This is a genomic window from Streptomyces sp. NPDC091280 (assembly GCF_044768565.1).
In the GTDB taxonomy this organism is placed as follows: Bacteria; Actinomycetota; Actinomycetes; order Streptomycetales; family Streptomycetaceae; genus Streptomyces.
In genome coordinates, this window is record NZ_JBIVUZ010000011.1 from 257579 (window position 1) to 275706 (window position 18128).

The 18128-nt window shown below is 71.6% G+C and carries 13 protein-coding genes; 9 read left to right on the top strand and 4 right to left on the bottom strand.

Annotated elements, in window-relative coordinates; genetic code table 11:
* Positions 1-30 precede the first annotated feature (30 nt).
* Positions 31-3009, top strand: a complete 2979-nt coding sequence (gene uvrA, locus ACIQPR_RS31850; protein WP_403655276.1) for an excinuclease ABC subunit UvrA — start codon at positions 31-33, stop codon at positions 3007-3009.
* Positions 3010-3081: 72 nt separating this feature from the next.
* Here uvrA and ACIQPR_RS31855 read toward each other — a convergent pair whose 3' ends face one another.
* Entirely contained in the window at positions 3082-3993 is a 912-nt protein-coding gene (locus tag ACIQPR_RS31855; protein ID WP_403655278.1) for a carbohydrate kinase, read from the bottom strand.
* The gene (locus ACIQPR_RS31860; RefSeq protein WP_403655280.1) at positions 3990-5075 is read right to left on the bottom strand and encodes a LacI family DNA-binding transcriptional regulator; all 1086 of its coding nucleotides are present in this window, start codon (positions 5073-5075) and stop codon (positions 3990-3992) included. The genes ACIQPR_RS31855 and ACIQPR_RS31860 overlap by 4 nt, the downstream gene beginning before the upstream one ends.
* A gap of 210 nt (positions 5076-5285) precedes the next feature.
* On the opposite strand from ACIQPR_RS31860, the gene ACIQPR_RS31865 reads away from it, so the two are divergent.
* Positions 5286-5708, top strand: a complete 423-nt coding sequence (locus tag ACIQPR_RS31865; protein WP_403655282.1) for a Rieske (2Fe-2S) protein — start codon at positions 5286-5288, stop codon at positions 5706-5708.
* Between the two features lie 28 nt (positions 5709-5736).
* Here ACIQPR_RS31865 and ACIQPR_RS31870 read toward each other — a convergent pair whose 3' ends face one another.
* Positions 5737-6681 (bottom strand): hypothetical protein, encoded by a 945-nt coding sequence (locus tag ACIQPR_RS31870; protein ID WP_403655284.1) that lies wholly within the window; start codon positions 6679-6681, stop codon positions 5737-5739.
* 212 nt (positions 6682-6893) lie between these two features.
* Positions 6894-7265, bottom strand: coding sequence for a response regulator (locus tag ACIQPR_RS31875; RefSeq protein ID WP_403655286.1), 372 nt, complete (start codon positions 7263-7265; stop codon positions 6894-6896).
* Positions 7266-7437: 172 nt separating this feature from the next.
* On the opposite strand from ACIQPR_RS31875, the gene ACIQPR_RS31880 reads away from it, so the two are divergent.
* The 7 genes from ACIQPR_RS31880 to whiA all read left to right on the top strand — a co-directional run bounded on the left by ACIQPR_RS31880 (position 7438) and on the right by whiA (position 18027).
* Entirely contained in the window at positions 7438-8829 is a 1392-nt protein-coding gene (locus ACIQPR_RS31880) for an ABC transporter substrate-binding protein (RefSeq protein WP_403655288.1), read from the top strand.
* 171 nt (positions 8830-9000) lie between these two features.
* Complete coding sequence (locus tag ACIQPR_RS31885; protein ID WP_403655290.1) at positions 9001-11703, top strand: nitrate- and nitrite sensing domain-containing protein; 2703 nt, start codon at positions 9001-9003, stop codon at positions 11701-11703.
* 466 nt (positions 11704-12169) lie between these two features.
* Positions 12170-12841: a response regulator gene (locus ACIQPR_RS31890; RefSeq protein WP_403655292.1), complete on the top strand. Its 672-nt coding sequence runs from the start codon at positions 12170-12172 to the stop codon at positions 12839-12841.
* 86 nt (positions 12842-12927) lie between these two features.
* Positions 12928-14979: an excinuclease ABC subunit UvrC gene (gene uvrC / locus ACIQPR_RS31895; RefSeq protein ID WP_403655294.1), complete on the top strand. Its 2052-nt coding sequence runs from the start codon at positions 12928-12930 to the stop codon at positions 14977-14979.
* A complete protein-coding gene (gene rapZ / locus ACIQPR_RS31900; protein WP_403655296.1) occupies positions 14976-15983 on the top strand; it encodes an RNase adapter RapZ in 1008 nt (335 codons plus the stop codon). The genes uvrC and rapZ overlap by 4 nt, the downstream gene beginning before the upstream one ends.
* Entirely contained in the window at positions 15980-17047 is a 1068-nt protein-coding gene (gene yvcK / locus ACIQPR_RS31905) for a uridine diphosphate-N-acetylglucosamine-binding protein YvcK (protein ID WP_026178369.1), read from the top strand. Before rapZ ends, yvcK begins: the two co-directional genes overlap by 4 nt.
* Entirely contained in the window at positions 17038-18027 is a 990-nt protein-coding gene (whiA, locus tag ACIQPR_RS31910) for a DNA-binding protein WhiA (protein ID WP_329555556.1), read from the top strand. Before yvcK ends, whiA begins: the two co-directional genes overlap by 10 nt.
* The last annotated feature ends 101 nt before the right edge of the window (positions 18028-18128 follow it).

The following is an 18128-nucleotide window of genomic DNA, read 5'->3' on the forward strand; positions in this document are numbered from 1 at the left end:
TCACTTCTCTCAAGAAAGGTGCGGACCGGCGTGGCCGACCGTCTCATCGTCCGTGGCGCGCGCGAGCACAATCTGAAGAATGTCTCGCTCGACCTGCCACGCGACTCGCTCATCGTCTTCACGGGCCTGTCCGGGTCGGGCAAGTCCTCCCTGGCCTTCGACACGATCTTCGCCGAGGGCCAGCGGCGCTACGTGGAATCGCTCTCCTCGTACGCGCGCCAGTTCCTCGGCCAGATGGACAAGCCGGACGTCGACTTCATCGAGGGTCTCTCCCCGGCCGTCTCCATCGACCAGAAGTCGACCTCGCGCAACCCGCGCTCGACGGTCGGCACCATCACCGAGGTCTACGACTATCTCCGCCTGCTCTTCGCGCGCATCGGCAAGCCGCACTGCCCGGAGTGCCGCCGGCCGATCTCGCGCCAGTCGCCGCAGGCCGTCGTCGACAAGGTCCTCGCCCTCCCGGAGGGGAGCCGCTTCCAGGTTCTGTCGCCGCTGGTGCGCGAGCGCAAGGGCGAGTTCGTCGACCTGTTCGCCGACCTCCAGACCAAGGGCTACAGCCGCGCGCGCGTGGACGGCGAGACCATTCAGCTCTCCGAACCGCCCGTCCTGAAGAAGCAGGAGAAGCACACCATCGAGGTGGTCATCGACCGCCTCACGGTGAAGGACTCCGCCAAGCGCCGCCTCACCGACTCCGTGGAGACTGCCCTCGGGCTGTCCGGCGGCATGGTCGTGCTCGACTTCGTCGACCTCCCCGAGGACGACCCCGAGCGCGAGCGCATGTACTCGGAGCACCTCTACTGCCCGTACGACGACCTGTCCTTCGAGGAACTGGAGCCCCGCTCCTTCTCCTTCAACTCGCCCTTCGGCGCCTGCCCCGAGTGCTCCGGCATCGGCACGCGCATGGAGGTCGACGCCGAGCTGATCGTCCCGGACGAGGACAAGTCCCTGGACGAGGGCGCCATCCACCCGTGGTCGCACGGCCACACCAAGGACTACTTCGGCCGCCTCATCGGCGCCCTCGCCGACGCGCTCGGCTTCCGCACCGACATCCCCTTCGCGGGCCTCCCGCAGCGCGCCAAGAAGGCCCTGCTCTACGGCCACAAGACACAGATCGAGGTGCGGTACCGCAACCGGTACGGCCGCGAGCGGGTCTACACGACACCCTTCGAAGGCGCCGTCCCCTTCGTGAAGCGGCGGCACGGCGAGGCGGAGAGCGACGCCAGCAGGGAGCGCTTCGAGGGCTACATGCGCGAGGTGCCCTGCCCTACCTGTCATGGCACGCGCCTGAAGCCCGTCGTCCTCGCGGTCACGATCATGGACAAGTCGATCGCCGAGATCTCCGGCATGTCCATCAGCGACTGCGCGGAGTTCCTGGGCGGCATGAAGCTCGACGCCCGCGACAAGAAGATCGCCGAGCGCGTCCTGAAGGAGTGCAACGAGAGGCTGCGCTTCCTGGTCGACGTTGGCCTCGACTACCTCTCGCTGAACCGCGCGGCCGGCACCCTCTCCGGCGGCGAGGCCCAGCGCATCCGCCTGGCCACCCAGATCGGCTCCGGACTCGTCGGTGTCCTGTACGTCCTCGACGAGCCGTCCATCGGCCTGCACCAGCGCGACAACCACCGGCTGATCGAGACCCTGGTCCGGCTGCGCGACATGGGCAACACGCTCATCGTCGTCGAGCACGACGAGGACACCATCAAGGTCGCCGACTGGATCGTCGACATCGGCCCCGGCGCGGGCGAGCACGGCGGCAAGGTCGTGCACAGCGGCTCCCTGAAGGAACTGCTCGTCAACGAGGAGTCCCAGACCGGGCAGTACCTGTCGGGCCGGAAGGCCATCCCGCTGCCCGAGATCCGCCGCCCGCGCGACCTGTCCCGGCAGCTCACGGTGCACGGCGCCCGGGAGAACAACCTCCAGGACATCGACGTCTCGTTCCCCCTGGGCGTGTTCACCGCGGTCACCGGCGTCTCCGGCTCCGGCAAGTCGACCCTGGTCAACGACATCCTGTACACCCACCTGGCGCGCGAGTTGAACGGCGCGAGGAACGTGCCGGGGCGGCACACGCGCGTGGACGGCGACGACCTCGTCGACAAGGTCGTGCACGTCGACCAGTCGCCGATCGGCCGCACCCCCCGGTCCAACCCGGCGACGTACACCGGAGTCTTCGACCACGTCCGCAAGCTGTTCGCGGAGACGACCGAGGCGAAGGTGCGGGGCTATCTGCCCGGCCGCTTCTCCTTCAACGTCAAGGGCGGTCGCTGCGAGAACTGCGCGGGCGACGGCACCATCAAGATCGAGATGAACTTCCTGCCGGACGTCTACGTCCCGTGCGAGGTGTGCCACGGCGCCCGGTACAACCGGGAGACGCTGGACGTCCACTACAAGGGCAAGTCCATCGCCGACGTCCTGAATATGCCGATCGAGGAGGCCACGGAGTTCTTCGAGGCCGTCCCCGGGATCGCCCGTCACCTCAACACCCTCAAGGACGTCGGCCTCGGCTACGTCCGGCTCGGCCAGTCGGCGACCACGCTGTCCGGCGGTGAGGCCCAGCGCGTCAAGCTCGCCAGCGAGCTCCAGCGCCGCTCCACCGGCCGTACGGTCTACGTCCTGGACGAGCCCACCACCGGCCTGCACTTCGAGGACATCAGCAAGCTGCTCACGGTGCTCGGCGGACTGGTCGACAAGGGCAACACGGTCATCGTCATCGAGCACAACCTCGACGTGATCAAGGTCGCCGACTGGGTCGTCGACATGGGCCCCGAGGGCGGCGCGGGCGGCGGACTCGTCATCGCCGAGGGAACGCCGGAGCAGGTCGCCGCCGTACCGGCCAGCCACACCGGCAAGTTCCTGCGCGAGATCCTCGACGCCGACCGGATCAGCGACGGGGCCCCGGTGAAGGCCCCGCGCAAGGCCGCCGCCAAGAAGACCGCCGCGCCCGCGAAGAAGACCGCGGCACCCGCCAAGAAGGCCGCGCCCGCGAAGAAGACCACGCGAGCCCGCAAGGCCTGACCGGAGCGAGGACACCGATGCGGTGCCGCGCGGGGGAGTACCCCGCGCGGCACCGCATCGGTTGAACGCCCGCTACAGAGCGTCCAGTTCGGAGGCGTACGGCGGCTCCGCCCCCGCGCGGGAGCAGGTGACCGCCGCCGCCCGCGCCGCGTAGCGCAGCAGCCGGGTCCAGCCGTCGCGGCCGAGTCCGTCCAGCCCCTCCGGGGACAGCGCGTTCCGGGCGGACAGACCGTGCAGCAGCGCCGCGTTGACGGTGTCGCCGGCCCCGATCGTGTCCACCACGTCGACCTTCTCGCCCGGCACCGGGTACACCGTGCCGTCCCGGGTGAACGCGGTCAGCCCGTCGCCGCCCTGGGTGATCACGACGGCCGAGGGACCCGCTGCCAGCCACTCACGGGGACTGCCCCCCAGCCACAGCGCGTCCTCCTCGGAGAGCTTCAGCAGCGACACATACGGCAGCCAGCTCCTGAACCGCGCCCGGTAGGCGTCCGCGTCGGGGATCAGACCGGCCCGGATGTTCGGGTCCAGCGCGGTGAACACGCCCCGCGCGGCAGCGGTCCGCATCAGCTCCTCGTAGGCGCTCGCGCCCGGCTCCAGGACCAGCGAACAGGTGCCGAAGGACACCGCCTCGGTCTCGGCGGGGAGCGTGCAGGGCATCGAGAAGAGCCGGTCGGCGGTGCCGTCGACGTAGAAGGAGTAGGTGGCGGAGCCGTTCGCGTCGAGGGTGGCCGCCGCGAGCGTGGTCGGCTCCGGGCCGCGCTGTACGTCCAGGACGTCCACGTCGGCCTGCCGCAGCCCGGCGAGCAGCGCCTCGCCGAACGCGTCCTGGGAGACACGCGAGCAGAAGGCGGTGGCCGAGCCCAGGCGGCCGAGGGCGACGGCGGTGTTGTAGGGGCCGCCGCCGAGCGTCGGCTTGAGGACCGCGAGGGCGCCCGGGCCCTGCGGTACCAGATCGATCAGGGCCTCACCGGCGACGACGATCACGAGACGTTTCCCTTCGTGGACTTCACGGGCTGGTCGGGGCAGCCGCACGAGGTGCGGTGGACGAACGCGCAGGGGAGCCGCAGCACCCGGCCGGACCGGTCCGGCGCGGCGAGCCGCTCCAGCAGCAGCCGTACGGCCTCGGCGGCGATCTCCTTGCTGGGCTGGGCGATCGCGGTGAGCCGGGGCTCGAACAGGTCGGCCCAGACGAAGTCGTCGAAGCAGCACAGCGCGAGATCGCCGGGGACGGACAGCCCGCGCTCGCGCAGGGCGCGCAGGGCGCCGATGGTCATCGCATTGTTGGCGGTGACCAGGGCCGTGGGCGGGGCGGCCAGGGCCAGCAGGGTCGCGGTGGCCCGTTCGGCGGCGGCCGACTCGGAGTCGCCGTGCGCCAACAGCCGCTCGTCGTAAGGGAGTCCGGCGGCGGCGAGGCCGTGCCGGTAGCCGGCGATCCGCTCGCCGGTGGTGCTGAGCCCGGGCCGGCCCGCGACCAGGCCGATCCGGCGGTGGCCGAGTCCGGCGAGGTGGGTGACCAGCTGTGCCGTCGGTTCGATGTTCTCGGCGCACACCTGGTCGAAGGGGAGCGCCGAGTCGAGGGCGCCCGCCCGGTCGGCCGGGGACGCGTCGGCCGGGGACGTCTCCACCACCCGGTCCAGGAACACCGTCGGTACGGCGTGCCGCCCGAGGTAGGCGACGAGGGCGCCGGGGTCCGCCGAGGGCGCGACGATCATGCCGTCCACCCGGCGCTCGTGCAGGAGCCGGCCGACCTTCAGTTCATGCTCCGGGTCGTCGTGCGGGTCGGCGATCAGCAGGCTGTAGCCGTGCTCCAGGGCGCCGGCCTCGACGCCCTGGAGGATCTCCGTGAAGTACGGGTTGCTGATCGCCGACACGGCGAGGCCGATGGAGCGGGTGCGGGACGTCACCAGCGAGCGGGCGAGGGTGTTGGGGGTGTAGCCCAGTTCCTCGATCGCGCTCAGTACGGCCTGCCGGGTGCTGGGCAGCACCGGGCGGGTGTCGTTCAGGACGTGCGAGACGGTCGCGACGGACACTCCGGCGCTGCGTGCGACATCGGCCATGGTGGCCACCGCGAGTCCCCCTGTCTGGAGTACGGCAGGTCTTCCGGCCGGAACGTATCCCATCCGGCGCCCGACGTAAACGCTTGCGCAAGCGTTTACGTACCGTGAGTGCCTCTTCGGTGAACCCACCGCAAAGCGGGCGGAACGGCACGGGTATCGTCGGCGTGCGCCGGCCTGAACAGCCCGGCTGAACAGCCCGAACGACAGCTGGAGATCCCCATGCCCGCCCGCCCCGCTCCGAGCCGTCGTACCGTCCTGCGCGGAGCGGCCCTCACGCCGGTCGCCGGACTCGGGCTCGCGGGCTGCTCCGGCGGCGGCCCAGGGGCCCCCGCGACGCCGACCGCGCCCGTGGACCTCGGCGCGGAGAGCGAGATCCCCAAGGGGAGCGCCAAGCTCTACCGGGACAGCGGCGTGGTGGTCGGCCGGGCCGCGAACGGCACCCTCAAGGCGTACAGCACGATCTGCACGCACGCGCGGTGCCCCATCAACAAGCTGGACGGTACGACGCTGATCTGCCCGTGCCACGGCAGCGAGTTCGACGCGACCACGGGCAAGGTGCTCCGGTCCCCGGCCACCGAGCCGCTGACCGAGCTGAGGGTGACGGCCGAGAACGGCAGGATCGTCGCGGGACCCGGCGCCTGACCCCGGGGGCCGCCGGACCCGCGGCGGCTCACTCCCAGTCCCAGCCGATCCCCACGATCCCCGACCGCATCCGCGGCTCCACGAGGTGCACCGAGCGGTGTCCGGTCAGCCGCAGCTCCTGACGGCCGCTGCGCGGGGCCGCCGCCGAGTGCTGGGTGAAGCGGTGGCAGCGGGCGGGCAGCGCGTTCTCGTCGAAGCTCACCTGGAGCGCGTACTGGCCGCCCGCGGAACCGAAGTCCCGGACGTACTCGCGGGACACTCCGGCGGTGCCGTCCTCGACGCCGTAGCGGAAGAGGAACGTATCTCCAGAGCGCAACCGGGTACCGAAGAGGAGCTCGGCGACCAGCATGCCGGTGTCCTGGTGGCGGCGGACGCGGCCCGTGCGGCAGTTCTCCAGGGCGTGCACGCTCATGTGCTCCGGGGCGCAGCCCGGGTCCCCGTAGTGGACGGCGATGAAGCGGTCGACGCCGTCCCGGTGGGCGCGGACGATGTGGTGCGACTCGCGGCTCGCCAGCTCGCGGCGCGGGCCGACCCGCACCCGCTCGTGGTGCCCGAAGGTGTGCAGCCCGCTGTCGGGCGTGGACTCCAGCTCGGCCAGCAGCTGTTCCAGGACGCCCGAGGCCTCGACGAAGGAGCGGTAGGAGCGGGCCGCGGGCCGGGCGGCGACCGCGCGTTCCTCGGCCTCGGCGAGGAGCCGGATCAGGGACTCCTCCGGGAGCTGGAGGATCTCCTCCAAGGCCCGTACGGCCCGCAGCGACTCGGGGCGCTGCGGGCGGCGGGCCCCCTGCTGCCAGTAACTCAGGCTGGTGACGCCGACCTTGACCCCGTAGCGCGTCAGATGGTGCTGGACGCGCTGCAACGGCAGGCCTCTGGCGGCGATGGCGGCGCGCAGCGCGACATGGAAGGGGCCGCCGCGCAGGACCGAGTCGAGTTCCGCGGTGGCGACATCCGCCTGCTGTGTGGCGTGCGGCATGCAGGGGCCCTTTCTGTGAATGTTCACAACGGCTGGTCAGACCGTTCACGCGGGTTGCTTCGGGGCCCCCGTCGGCGCCGGAGAAGGGTCTTCACATCCGTACGCCGTCATTCACGCCCCGAGTTCCCCCGCATTGAAGCGTGTTGACCAAGTCCCGACAACACCTGCCGCCCAACAGCCCGGTGCGACCTGGCCGAGTCGTGGGGGTGGCCTCAGGGCGGCGCGGCCGGCCCGCCGTCGCCGAGGACGTCCCTGATCGCCCGCGCGGACAGGGACGACTTGTGCAGGAATCCGCGCGCGGGGCTGGCTGCGATCAGTTCCTGGAAGTCCTCCCGGGAGTGGGTCGAGATGAGGATCACCGCCGGTACGTCGCCCACCAGCCGGCGCGCGACGTCGAAGCCGTTCTCGCCGTCGAGGTCGAGATCGACCAGGACGACGTCGGGGGCCGTCTCCCGGGCCTGGGCGAGGGCGTCCGCGCCCGTGGAGGCGATGCCGACGACATCGATGCCGCCACGCTCCAGCAGGGCGCGAGCGGCCTCCAGGAACCGGGCGCTGTCATCGACGAGGAGACAGCGCAGCGACATGTCCACAGCTTGCCAACAGGTGGTCATCCGCGCCTTCCAGCTAGCCGGAAAGTGCTGAAGTCCCGTGCCGTGAACGAAGGTTCTCGTTCACACAGGGCGATGGCGACACGACGGGCGGTAGCATGTCGGGGCCCTGGGGAGGCCGAGCCGGCCGGTCGAGTGGGGGTGTGCCATGAAGGGTGGAGGCGCCACGCGCGCGTGGCCCGCGATGCGCCGGGTACGGGGCACCCTGGTCCCCTGGGTGCTGTGCGGGGCCCTGCTGCTGGCCGCGTGCGACGGCGGCGGGAGCGACGCCAAGGGGGCGGGCGCGTCCCCGAAGGACACCACGTGCGACGGGAAGATCAACGGCACCGCGCACATCACCGTGTGGTACCACGCGGGCCCCAGCGGCGAGTTCACCACGCTCCAGAGCCAGGTGAAGGAGTTCAACAAGCGGCAGAAACAGGTGCGGGTCGAACTGGTCACCCTCCCGGAGGACCGCGCCTACACCGACCTGGTGCTGTCCGCCGCCGCCAGCGGCGACCTGCCCGACCTCCTCGACTTCGACGGGCCCAACCTCTACAGCTACGCCTGGTCCGGCAAGCTGCGGCCGATCGACTCCTGCGTGCCCGCGAGCGTCCGCGCCGACCTGCTGCCGACGATCCGTCAACAGGGCACCTACGCGGGCAGGTTGTGGGGCATCGGCACCTTCGACTCGGGCATGGGCCTGTATGTGCGCAAGTCCGTCATGAAGAAGGCCGGAATCCGTATCCCGACCGGCCCCAAGGACGCCTGGACGGCCACCGAACTGACCGGCATCCTCCGCAAGTTGCGCACCCAGGGCTACAAGGCGCCGCTCGACCTGCGGCTCGTCTACTCGCAGCCGGGCCAGGAGTGGAACACCTACGGCTTCGCGCCCGCCGTGTGGTCGGCGGGCGGCGACCTCATCGAGCCCGGCGACCACCGCACCGCCGACGGCTATGTGAACGGCCCCGGTGCGGTCAGCGCGCTCACCACGATGCAGAACTGGGCCAAGGCGGGGCTCATCGACATGGTCAAGGACGACAAGGCGTTCGTCAGTGGCCGCAGCGCGATCTCTTGGTGCGGCCACTGGACCTATCCGGAATTCAACAAGGCATTCCCCGGGGACGTCACGATCGTCCCGCTGCCCGACTTCGGCCACGGCACCGTCACCGGCATGGGCTCCTTCCAGTGGGGTGTCCCGGCGGGCAACGCCGACGGGGACGCCGTGTGGCGCTTCCTGTCCTTCCTGCTCCAGCCCGCCCAGGTGCACCGGATGACCGTGGCCAACGGGGCGATCCCGGCCACCGAGAGCGCGATCAAGCTCTCGCCGCAGTACGCGCCCGGCGGCCCCGAGCACCTGTTCATCGAGCAGCTCCGGGACGGCGTGGCCCACCCCCGGCCGCAGACACCGGCCTACCCGGCGATCACCGACGCCTTCTCCCGGGCCTTCGCGAAGATCATCTTCGATCGGGCGCCGGTGCGGGCCACCCTCGACGAGGCCGCCAAGAAGATCGACAAGGACCTCGCGGCACACGACGGGTATCCGATGAACCCCTCGTGAAAAAGGGCGCCACGCGCGCGTGCCCGCCCCGCACGGCACACGCGCGTGCCCGACCTCGCGCCGCCCGTCCTCGCCAAGACCCTGACGATCATGGCTGGTTCGAGGCAGGCTGAACACGTGACCGACCAGCACCCGTACTCCCCACCCGCCGGCCGCTGCTGAGCGCCCGACATGCGCCGCCCCAGGCCCCCCGCCGCCCTCCGCGTCCCCTTCCTCGCCCGGCTGCGCGTCGGCCGCAAGCTGATGCTCCTGGTGCTGCTCCCGGTGACCGGCATGATGGCGTTCACCGCGTTCGGCGCCGTCTCGCAGTGGCACGACGCGCAGACCCTGCGGGACTTCCGGACGGCGACCGAACTGTCGTTCCGGACCACCGCCCTGACCGATGCCCTCGCCCGGGAACGCATCGCCGCCGTGAAGGCCCGGCTGCGCCCCGGACCGACGACCCTGAAGGAACGCGCCGGAGCACAGCACGCCACCGACGCAGCCCTGCGCACGGCCCTCCTGGACACCACCGGCTGGACCGGACCGCCCGACGTACCGGGCCGCCTCGACGCCCGCAGCCGTCAACTGCGCGCCCTGCGACTGCAGACCGGCACCGGCTCCCTCACCGCGCCCCAACTCGCCGGCCAGTACGACACGATCGAGAACGACCTCCTGGAGCTGGCCGCCACCCTGGAGTCGGGCCGCCCCACCCGCTCCTCGGGCCAGGCCGCCGACGCCCACATCGCGCTCCTGAACGCCATCGAGGCCGCCGAACGCGAACGCACCGAGCTGGCCGTCCTGTTCGCCGCCCCGGACGCCCCGCACCCCACCGCCACGGACCGCTGGTCCGCCCTGGAGAAGGCGCTCCTGGACGACTTCGACCAGACCGCGCCCGCCGACCTCAGGGGCACGCTCTACGTCACCCTCCTCCAGCACCCCGGTCTCGTCGTCCGCAAGACCCGAGAGACCCTCGCCGACCCGCACGCCAAGGCGAACTCCTGGCCCACGTACGACAGTTGGCTGACCGCCTCCACCCGGCGCATCGAGGCCCTGCGCGTCATCCAGCACCGGGCCGCCGCGGACCTGGGCCGTGACGCCACGAGCGACCTGGACTCCGCACGCGCGCGTGAGGCCCGCGACCTCACCGTGTCGCTGGCCGTCCTGGCCGCCGTCACCGGCCTCGCGCTGGCCCTGCGGCTGTCGATCACCCGCCCCCTCAGCGAGGTCTCCACGGGCGCCCGGGCCCTCTCCGAGGGAGACCTGTCGTACGACATGAGGTACGTCGGCCGGGACGAACTCGGCGCCGTCGCCGACACGTTCCGCGAACTGCGGGTGACCACCGGACGGCTCGCCCGCGAGATCGGCAGCATGAGCACGGCGATCGACGACAACCGGCTGGACCATCGCGCGGACGTGGCCGCGTTCCAGGGCACATGGGCGCAGTTGCTGGCCGGAATGAACGACACCATGGAGTCCTTCACGGCCGCCCTGGCCCGGCGCGACAAGGCCGAGCGGGAACTGGCGGGCATCTTCCACCTCTCGCTCGACCTGCTGTGCATCGCGGGACTCGACGGCTACTTCAAGCGCGTGAACCCCGCCTTCGAGCGGACCCTGGGGCACTCGGCCGAGACGCTGCTGAGCACGCCCTGGCTGGAGTTCGTGCACCCGGAGGACCGGGCACGCACGCGTGCCGTCCTCGACCGGCTGGCGAGCGGCGTCGAACTGGGCGAGTTCGAGAACCGCTTCCTGCGGGCCGACGGCACCGAACGCTGGCTCCAGTGGAGCGCCCGCCCGGTCGCCGGAGAAGGCCTGATCTACTCCGCCGCGCGCGATGTCACCGAGAGCCGCCGCGCCGCCCGTGAACAGGCCGCGCTGCGCGAGGTCGCCACCCTCGTCGCCCGCGGGGTGCCGCCGCACGAGGTGTTCTCCGAGGTCGCCCGCCAGGTGGGAGCCGTGCTGGGCAGCGGCTCGGCCGCCGTCCTGCGCTACGGCGCCGACGGGGTCGCCACCGTCGTGGGTTCCGCCCACAGTCCCGCCGTGGAGGCCGAGGCGGCCGCCGCGGCGGAGGTGGCACGGACCGCACGTCCCGCGCGCGTGGGCCGCTCGGTCGGCGCCCCCATCGTCGTAGACGACCGGTTGTGGGGTGCCGTCGTCGCGGCCGTCGCCGGGCCCGAACCGCTGCCCCTGGGCATCGAGTCCCGGCTCGCCGACTTCACCGCGCTCGTCGCCACCGCCCTCGCCAACGCCGACAGCCGCGACCAGCTCACCGTGTCCCGCGCGCGCGTGGTGGCCGCCGGGGACGCCTCCAGGCGCCGTATCGAACGCGATCTGCACGACGGGGTCCAGCAGCGCATCGTCTCGCTCCAACTCGACCTCAGAACCGCCCAGTCGATGCTGGACGACCAGCCGGCGGAACTCGTCGAGCAGCTGGACCACATCGCCAAGGGACTCGACGACGCCTTCACCGACCTGCTCCAGGTCGCGCGCGGCATCCACCCCGCGATCCTCTCCAAGGGCGGCCTGGGCCCCGCCCTGCGCGCGCTCGCCCGCCGCTCCGCCGTCCCGGTGGAACTCGATCTGCGGCTGCCCCCGGGCCGCCTCCCGGAACAGACCGAGGTCGCCGTCTACTACGTGACCTCCGAGTCCTTCACCAACGCGGCCAAGCACGCGCGCGCGAGCTTCGTGCGGGTGACCGCGCGGGCCGAGGACGACGTCCTGGAGGTGACGATCTCCGACGACGGAACGGGCGGCGCCGACCCCGGCCACGGCTCCGGGCTCATCGGACTCGTCGACCGGGTCGAGGCGATCGGCGGCAGGCTGCGCGTCGACAGCCCGCCGGGGGAGGGTACGACACTCACCGTGCGACTGCCGCTGCCGGCGACGGAGTCATGACCGCCCGAGGCGTACGCGGTGGGGTCCAGGCCGGGGGGAGCGTGGACTCGGTGACGTCGCGCACGCGTCGGGCGGTCTTCTCGGACGGAGAGGCGACCGTCCGGCTCTATGGGTGCCGCAGGGGCCCGGCACGCAGCTGCTTGGCGCGCACGATGTCCGGGTCCCGGGGGTCCCGGAGATCCGTCAGGGACCGGATGTCTTCCTCGTGCCTGCGGACACGGACCGACCGCCGTCGTCTGCCCGCCCGTGTCCGCCGCATCTCCCGCAGCCCTTCCGACCCGCGGCCCGTCACCCCTCGCCCGGGGCGACCGGTCCGCCTGCGTCTGCACTGCTACGAGAATCGCCCGGACACGGCCTTCTGTCGTCACGGTCACCCCCCAATTCCCTTACCGGCTAGCCGTACCCGACCGGGTCGGGCAGGCTGTGCGTGGCGCACGGCACGGGCCGGGCAAGGGGAGCCGAGACGATGGACGCATCGCAGCAGACCGCGCGGGGGCGGGTCGTTCTCGCGGACGACGACGTCCTGCTCAGAGAGGGCCTGGCGAGCCTGTGCGAACGCCTGGGCTACGAGGTGACGGGCCAGGCCGGTGACGCCGAACGGCTCCTGGAACTGGTCGAGACCGAGCGGCCCGACCTCGCGATCGTCGACATCAGAATGCCCCCGGACCACTCGACCGAGGGCCTCAAGGCGGCCCGTACGATCCGTGAACGCCACCCGGGCACCGGCATCCTCGTCCTCTCGGCGTACGTCGAGGTCGAGGAGGCCCTGGAGCTGCTGGCGGGCGGACACAAGGTCGGCTACCTCCTCAAGAGCCGGGTCACCGTCGTCGACGACTTCATCGAGGCCCTCGACCGCATCCACAAGGGCGGCTCCGTCGTCGACCCCTCCCTGGTGCACGAGCTGTTCTCGGCGCAGCGCCGCGACGACCCGCTGTCCGTCCTCAGCAACCGCGAGCGCGAGGTCCTGGCGCTGATGGCGGAGGGCCGCTCCAACGCCGGCATCGGCCGCAGACTCTGGGTCACCGAGGGCACCGTCGAGAAGCACGTCCGCAGCATCCTGGGCAAACTCCGCCTGCCCGAGGCCGCCGACGACCACCGCCGTGTCCTGGCGGTTCTCACCTTCCTGGAGTCGCGGTAGGGGTTGCGGAGACCGCCGCGCCGGGCTCACCCGGCGTTGTCCACAGCCCCGCCGCGCTGTCACTCCGCGCCAGTAGGGTGTGAAACATGGCCGATCCCTCCAGCTACCGCCCCAGGCCGGGAGAGATCCCGGACTCGCCCGGGGTCTACAAGTTCCGCGACGAGCACCGCCGGGTGATCTACGTCGGAAAGGCGAAGAGCCTGCGCCAGCGCCTGGCGAACTACTTCCAGGACCTGGCCGGACTCCACCCGCGCACGCGCACGATGGTCACCACGGCCGCGTCGGTGGAGTGGACGGTCGTGTCCACGGAGGTCGAGGCACTTCAGCTGGAGTACTCCTGGATCAAGGAGTTCGACCCCCGGTTCAACGTCAAGTACCGCGACGACAAGAGCTATCCGTATCTCGCGGTGACGATGAACGAGGAGTACCCGCGCGTCCAGGTGATGCGCGGTCACAAGCGGAAGGGCGTCCGCTACTTCGGGCCCTACGGACACGCGTGGGCGATCCGCGACACCGTGGACCTCCTGCTGCGCGTCTTCCCCGTCCGCACCTGCTCGGCCGGCGTCTTCAAGAACGCCACCCGCACCGGCCGGCCCTGTCTGCTCGGCTACATCGGCAAGTGTTCGGCGCCCTGCGTGGGCCGTGTCTCCGAGGAGGAGCACCGCGAACTGGCCGAGGAGTTCTGCGACTTCATGACCGGCCGCACCGGCACCTACATCCGCCGCCTGGAGCAGGCGATGGCGGACGCGGCCGAGGAGATGGAGTACGAGCGGGCGGCCCGGCTGCGCGACGACATCGAGGCCCTGCGCAAGGCCATGGAGAAGAGCGCGGTCGTCCTCGCCGACGCCACCGACGCGGACCTGATCGCGGTAGCCGAGGACGAGTTGGAGGCGGCCGTCCAGATCTTCCACGTCCGCGGCGGACGCGTCCGCGGCCAGCGCGGCTGGGTCACCGACAAGGTCGAGGACGTCACCACCGGAGCCCTCGTCGAACACGCCCTCCAGCAGCTCTACGGCGAGGAGACCGGGGACTCCGTTCCCAAGGAGGTCCTCGTCCCGGCCCTGCCCGACCCGGTGGAGCCGGTCCAGCAGTGGCTGACCGACCGGCGCGGTGCGAACGTGTCGCTGCGCGTCCCGCAGCGCGGCGACAAGAAGTCCCTCATGGAGACCGTCGCGCGCAACGCCCAGCAGTCCCTGATCCTCCACAAGACCAAGCGCGCCTCCGACCTCACCACCCGCTCGCGCGCCCTGGAGGAGATCTCCGAGGCCCTCGACCTGGACAGCGCCCCCCTCAGGATCGAGTGCTACGACATCTCGCACCTCCAGGGCGACGACGTGGTGGCGTCCATGGTCGTCTTCGAGGACGGGCTGTCCCGCAAGAGCGAGTACCGCCGCTTCCAGATCAAGGGCTTCGAGGGGCAGGACGACGTCCGCTCCATGCACGAGGTCATCACCCGCCGCTTCCGGCGCTATCTCGCCGAGAAGGAGAAGACGGGGGAGTGGGCCGACGGGGACGCGGCGAGCGACCTCAAGGACGAGGAGGGCCGCCCCAAGCGGTTCGCCTATCCGCCGCAGCTCGTGGTGGTCGACGGCGGGCAGCCCCAGGTCGCCGCCGCCAAGAAGGCCCTGGACGAGCTGGGCATCGACGACATCGCCGTGTGCGGTCTCGCCAAGCGGCTGGAGGAGGTCTGGCTGCCCGACGAGGACGACCCCGTGGTGCTGCCCCGCACCAGCGAGGGCCTCTACCTCCTCCAGCGCGTCCGCGACGAGGCCCACCGCTTCGCGATCACCTACCAGCGCGCCAAGCGCTCCAAGCGTTTCCGGGCGAGCCCCCTGGACGACGTGCCCGGACTCGGCGAGACCCGCAAGCAGGCGCTGATCAAGCACTTCGGTTCGGTGAAGAAGCTGCGGTCCGCGACAATCGACCAGATCTGCGAGGTTCCGGGCATAGGTCGCAAGACCGCCGAGACCATCGTGGTGGCCCTCGCTCAGGCGGCCCCGGCCGCCCCCGCCGTGAACACGGCGACTGGAGAGATCATGGATGACATGGAAGACGGGACACCCGGGACGACGGCGGGTGCACCGGGGGAGCCCGTACCCGCGGGCGCCCCGGACGAGCGACGGGGGCAGGAGACATGACCGGACAAGAGAAGCAGCCCACAGCGGGCCGAGATCGGACGCACAAGGAGAACGGCGACGATCAGGCTTCGCAGCAGGCGGTCCAGGACGACGGAGCACAGGTGAGTACGGACAGCACGACAGCGGGCGGGGTCCCCGAGGCGGCCATCCCCGAGCTGGTGATCATCTCCGGCATGTCCGGGGCCGGGCGGTCCACGGCCGCCAAGTGTCTGGAGGACCTCGGCTGGTTCGTCGTCGACAACCTCCCGCCCGCCCTGATCCCCACCATGGTGGAGCTCGGCGCCCGCTCCCAGGGCAACGTGGCACGGATCGCGGTCGTCGTCGACGTACGCGGCCGGCGCTTCTTCGACAACCTCCGCGAGTCCCTGGCCGACCTGGAGTCCAAGCACGTCACCCGGCGGATCGTCTTCCTGGAGTCCTCCGACGAGGCCCTGGTGCGCCGCTTCGAGTCCGTGCGCCGTCCGCACCCCCTCCAGGGCGACGGCCGCATCGTCGACGGCATCGACGCCGAGCGCGAGCTGCTGCGCGAACTGCGCGGTGACGCCGACCTGGTCATCGACACCTCCAGCCTCAACGTCCACGAACTGCGCGCCAAGATGGACGCCCAGTTCGCCGGCGAGGAGGAGCCCGAACTGCGGGCCACCGTCATGTCCTTCGGCTTCAAGTACGGCCTCCCCGTGGACGCCGACCTCGTCGCCGACATGCGTTTCCTGCCCAACCCGCACTGGATCCCGGAACTGCGCCCCTTCAACGGCCTCAACGAGGAGGTCTCGGCGTACGTCTTCAACCAGCCCGGCGCCAAGGAGTTCCTCGACCGCTACGCCGAGCTGCTGCGCCTCATCGCGGCCGGCTACCGCCGCGAGGGCAAGCGGTACGTGACGATCGCGATCGGCTGCACCGGCGGCAAGCACCGCTCGGTCGCCACGGCGGAGAAGCTCGCCGCGCGGCTCGTGGCCGAGGGCGTCGAGACGGTGGTCGTACACCGGGACATGGGACGGGAATGACGGGACGTAGTCCACGGCTCGGCAGGCTGCGCCGAGTGGTGCCCGAGGGGCGTACCACCCGGCCCGTGGAGGCCCGCGGCGGCAAACCGCGCCGGCGCGGCACCCAGCCCAAGGTGGTCGCCCTCGGCGGCGGCATGGGCCTGTCCGCCTCGCTCACCGCGCTGCGCCGGATCACCGGCGACCTCACCGCCGTCGTCACCGTGGCCGACGACGGCGGCTCCAGCGGACGCCTGCGCGACGAACTGGGCGTACTGCCCCCGGGCGACCTGCGCAAGGCGCTGGCCGCGCTGTGCGGCGACGACGACTGGGGCCAGACCTGGGCCCGCGTCATCCAGCACCGCTTCCAGTCCAAGGGCGACCTGCACGAGCACGCGGTCGGCAATCTGCTGATCGTCGCCCTGTGGGAGCAGCTCGGCGACCATGTGCAGGCCCTCGACCTGGTCGGCAAGCTGCTCGGCGCGCACGGGCGCGTGCTGCCCATGTCCGCCGTACCGCTGGAACTCCAGGCCCTGGTGAAGGGGCACGACCCGGCGCGGCCCGACGACGTGGACACCGTGCGGGGGCAGGCGACCGTGGCGCTCACGCCCGGCGAGGTGCAGTCCGTGCACCTCGTGCCGCACGACCCGCCCGCCGTGCCCGAGGCCGTCGCCGCCGTGCTCGACGCGGACTGGGTGGTGCTCGGCCCGGGCTCCTGGTTCTCGTCCGTGATCCCGCACCTGCTGGTGCCGGAACTGCTCGACGCGCTCACCGAGACGAAGGCGCGCCGGGTCCTCTCCCTGAACCTCGCGCCGCAGCCCGGAGAAACCGATGGCTTCTCCCCGCAGCGTCATTTGGAGGTTTTGGGACGACACGCCCCTAAACTCGCCCTGGACGTGGTGCTGGCCGACGAGGCCGCCGTGCCCGACCGAGCGTCGCTCACCGAAGCCGCCAAGCGGCTGGACGCCGCGGTCGAGCTGGCGCCGGTGGCCCGGACCGACGGAACTCCAAGGCACGACCCGGAGCTGTTGGCCGCCGCGTACGACCGTATTTTTCGGATGCATGGAAGGATCGGCCCATGGCGATGACGGCAGCGGTGAAGGACGAGATCTCCCGGCTCCCCGTCACCCGGACCTGTTGCAGGAAGGCGGAGGTCTCCGCCATTCTGCGGTTCGCCGGCGGCCTCCACCTGGTGAGCGGGCGCATCGTGATCGAGGCGGAGCTGGACACCGCGATGGCGGCGCGCCGGCTCAAGCGGGACATCCTGGAGATCTTCGGCCACAGTTCGGAGCTGATCGTGATGGCGCCCGGCGGGCTGCGCCGCGGCTCCCGTTACGTCGTCCGGGTGGTCGCGGGCGGCGATCAGCTGGCGAGGCAGACGGGGCTCGTGGACGGCCGCGGACGCCCCATCCGGGGCCTGCCGCCGCAGGTGGTCTCCGGGGCGACCTGTGACGCCGAGGCGGCCTGGCGCGGCGCGTTCCTGGCCCACGGCTCGCTGACCGAGCCCGGCCGGTCCTCCTCCCTTGAGGTGACCTGCCCGGGTCCTGAGGCCGCGCTCGCGCTGGTCGGCGCGGCCCGCCGGCTGTCGATCGCGGCCAAGGCGCGCGAGGTGCGCGGGGTCGACCGGGTGGTCGTCCGCGACGGCGACGCGATCGGCGCCCTGCTCACCCGGCTCGGCGCGCACGAGTCGGTGCTGGCCTGGGAGGAGCGCCGGATGCGCCGCGAGGTGCGCGCCACGGCGAACCGCCTCGCCAACTTCGACGACGCGAACCTGCGCCGTTCGGCCCGCGCGGCCGTCGCCGCCGGTGCCCGGGTGCAGCGCGCGCTGGAGATCCTCGCCGACGAGGTCCCCGAGCACCTCGCCGCCGCGGGCCGGCTGCGCATGGACCACAAGCAGGCCTCCCTGGAGGAGCTGGGCGCGCTGGCCGACCCGCCGCTGACCAAGGACGCCGTGGCGGGCCGTATCCGCCGCCTGCTGGCGATGGCCGACAAGCGGGCCCAGGACCTCGGCATCCCGGGCACGGAGTCGAGCATCACCGAGGAGATGGCCGACAACCTGGTCGGCTGACGGTTCCTCAACATGCCGGTGCGGACGGTCTCTTGGGTCGTCCGCGCCGGCATTTGTATTGTCGTTGAGGCGCCCTTGACTCGATCATGGAGTGTCATGAG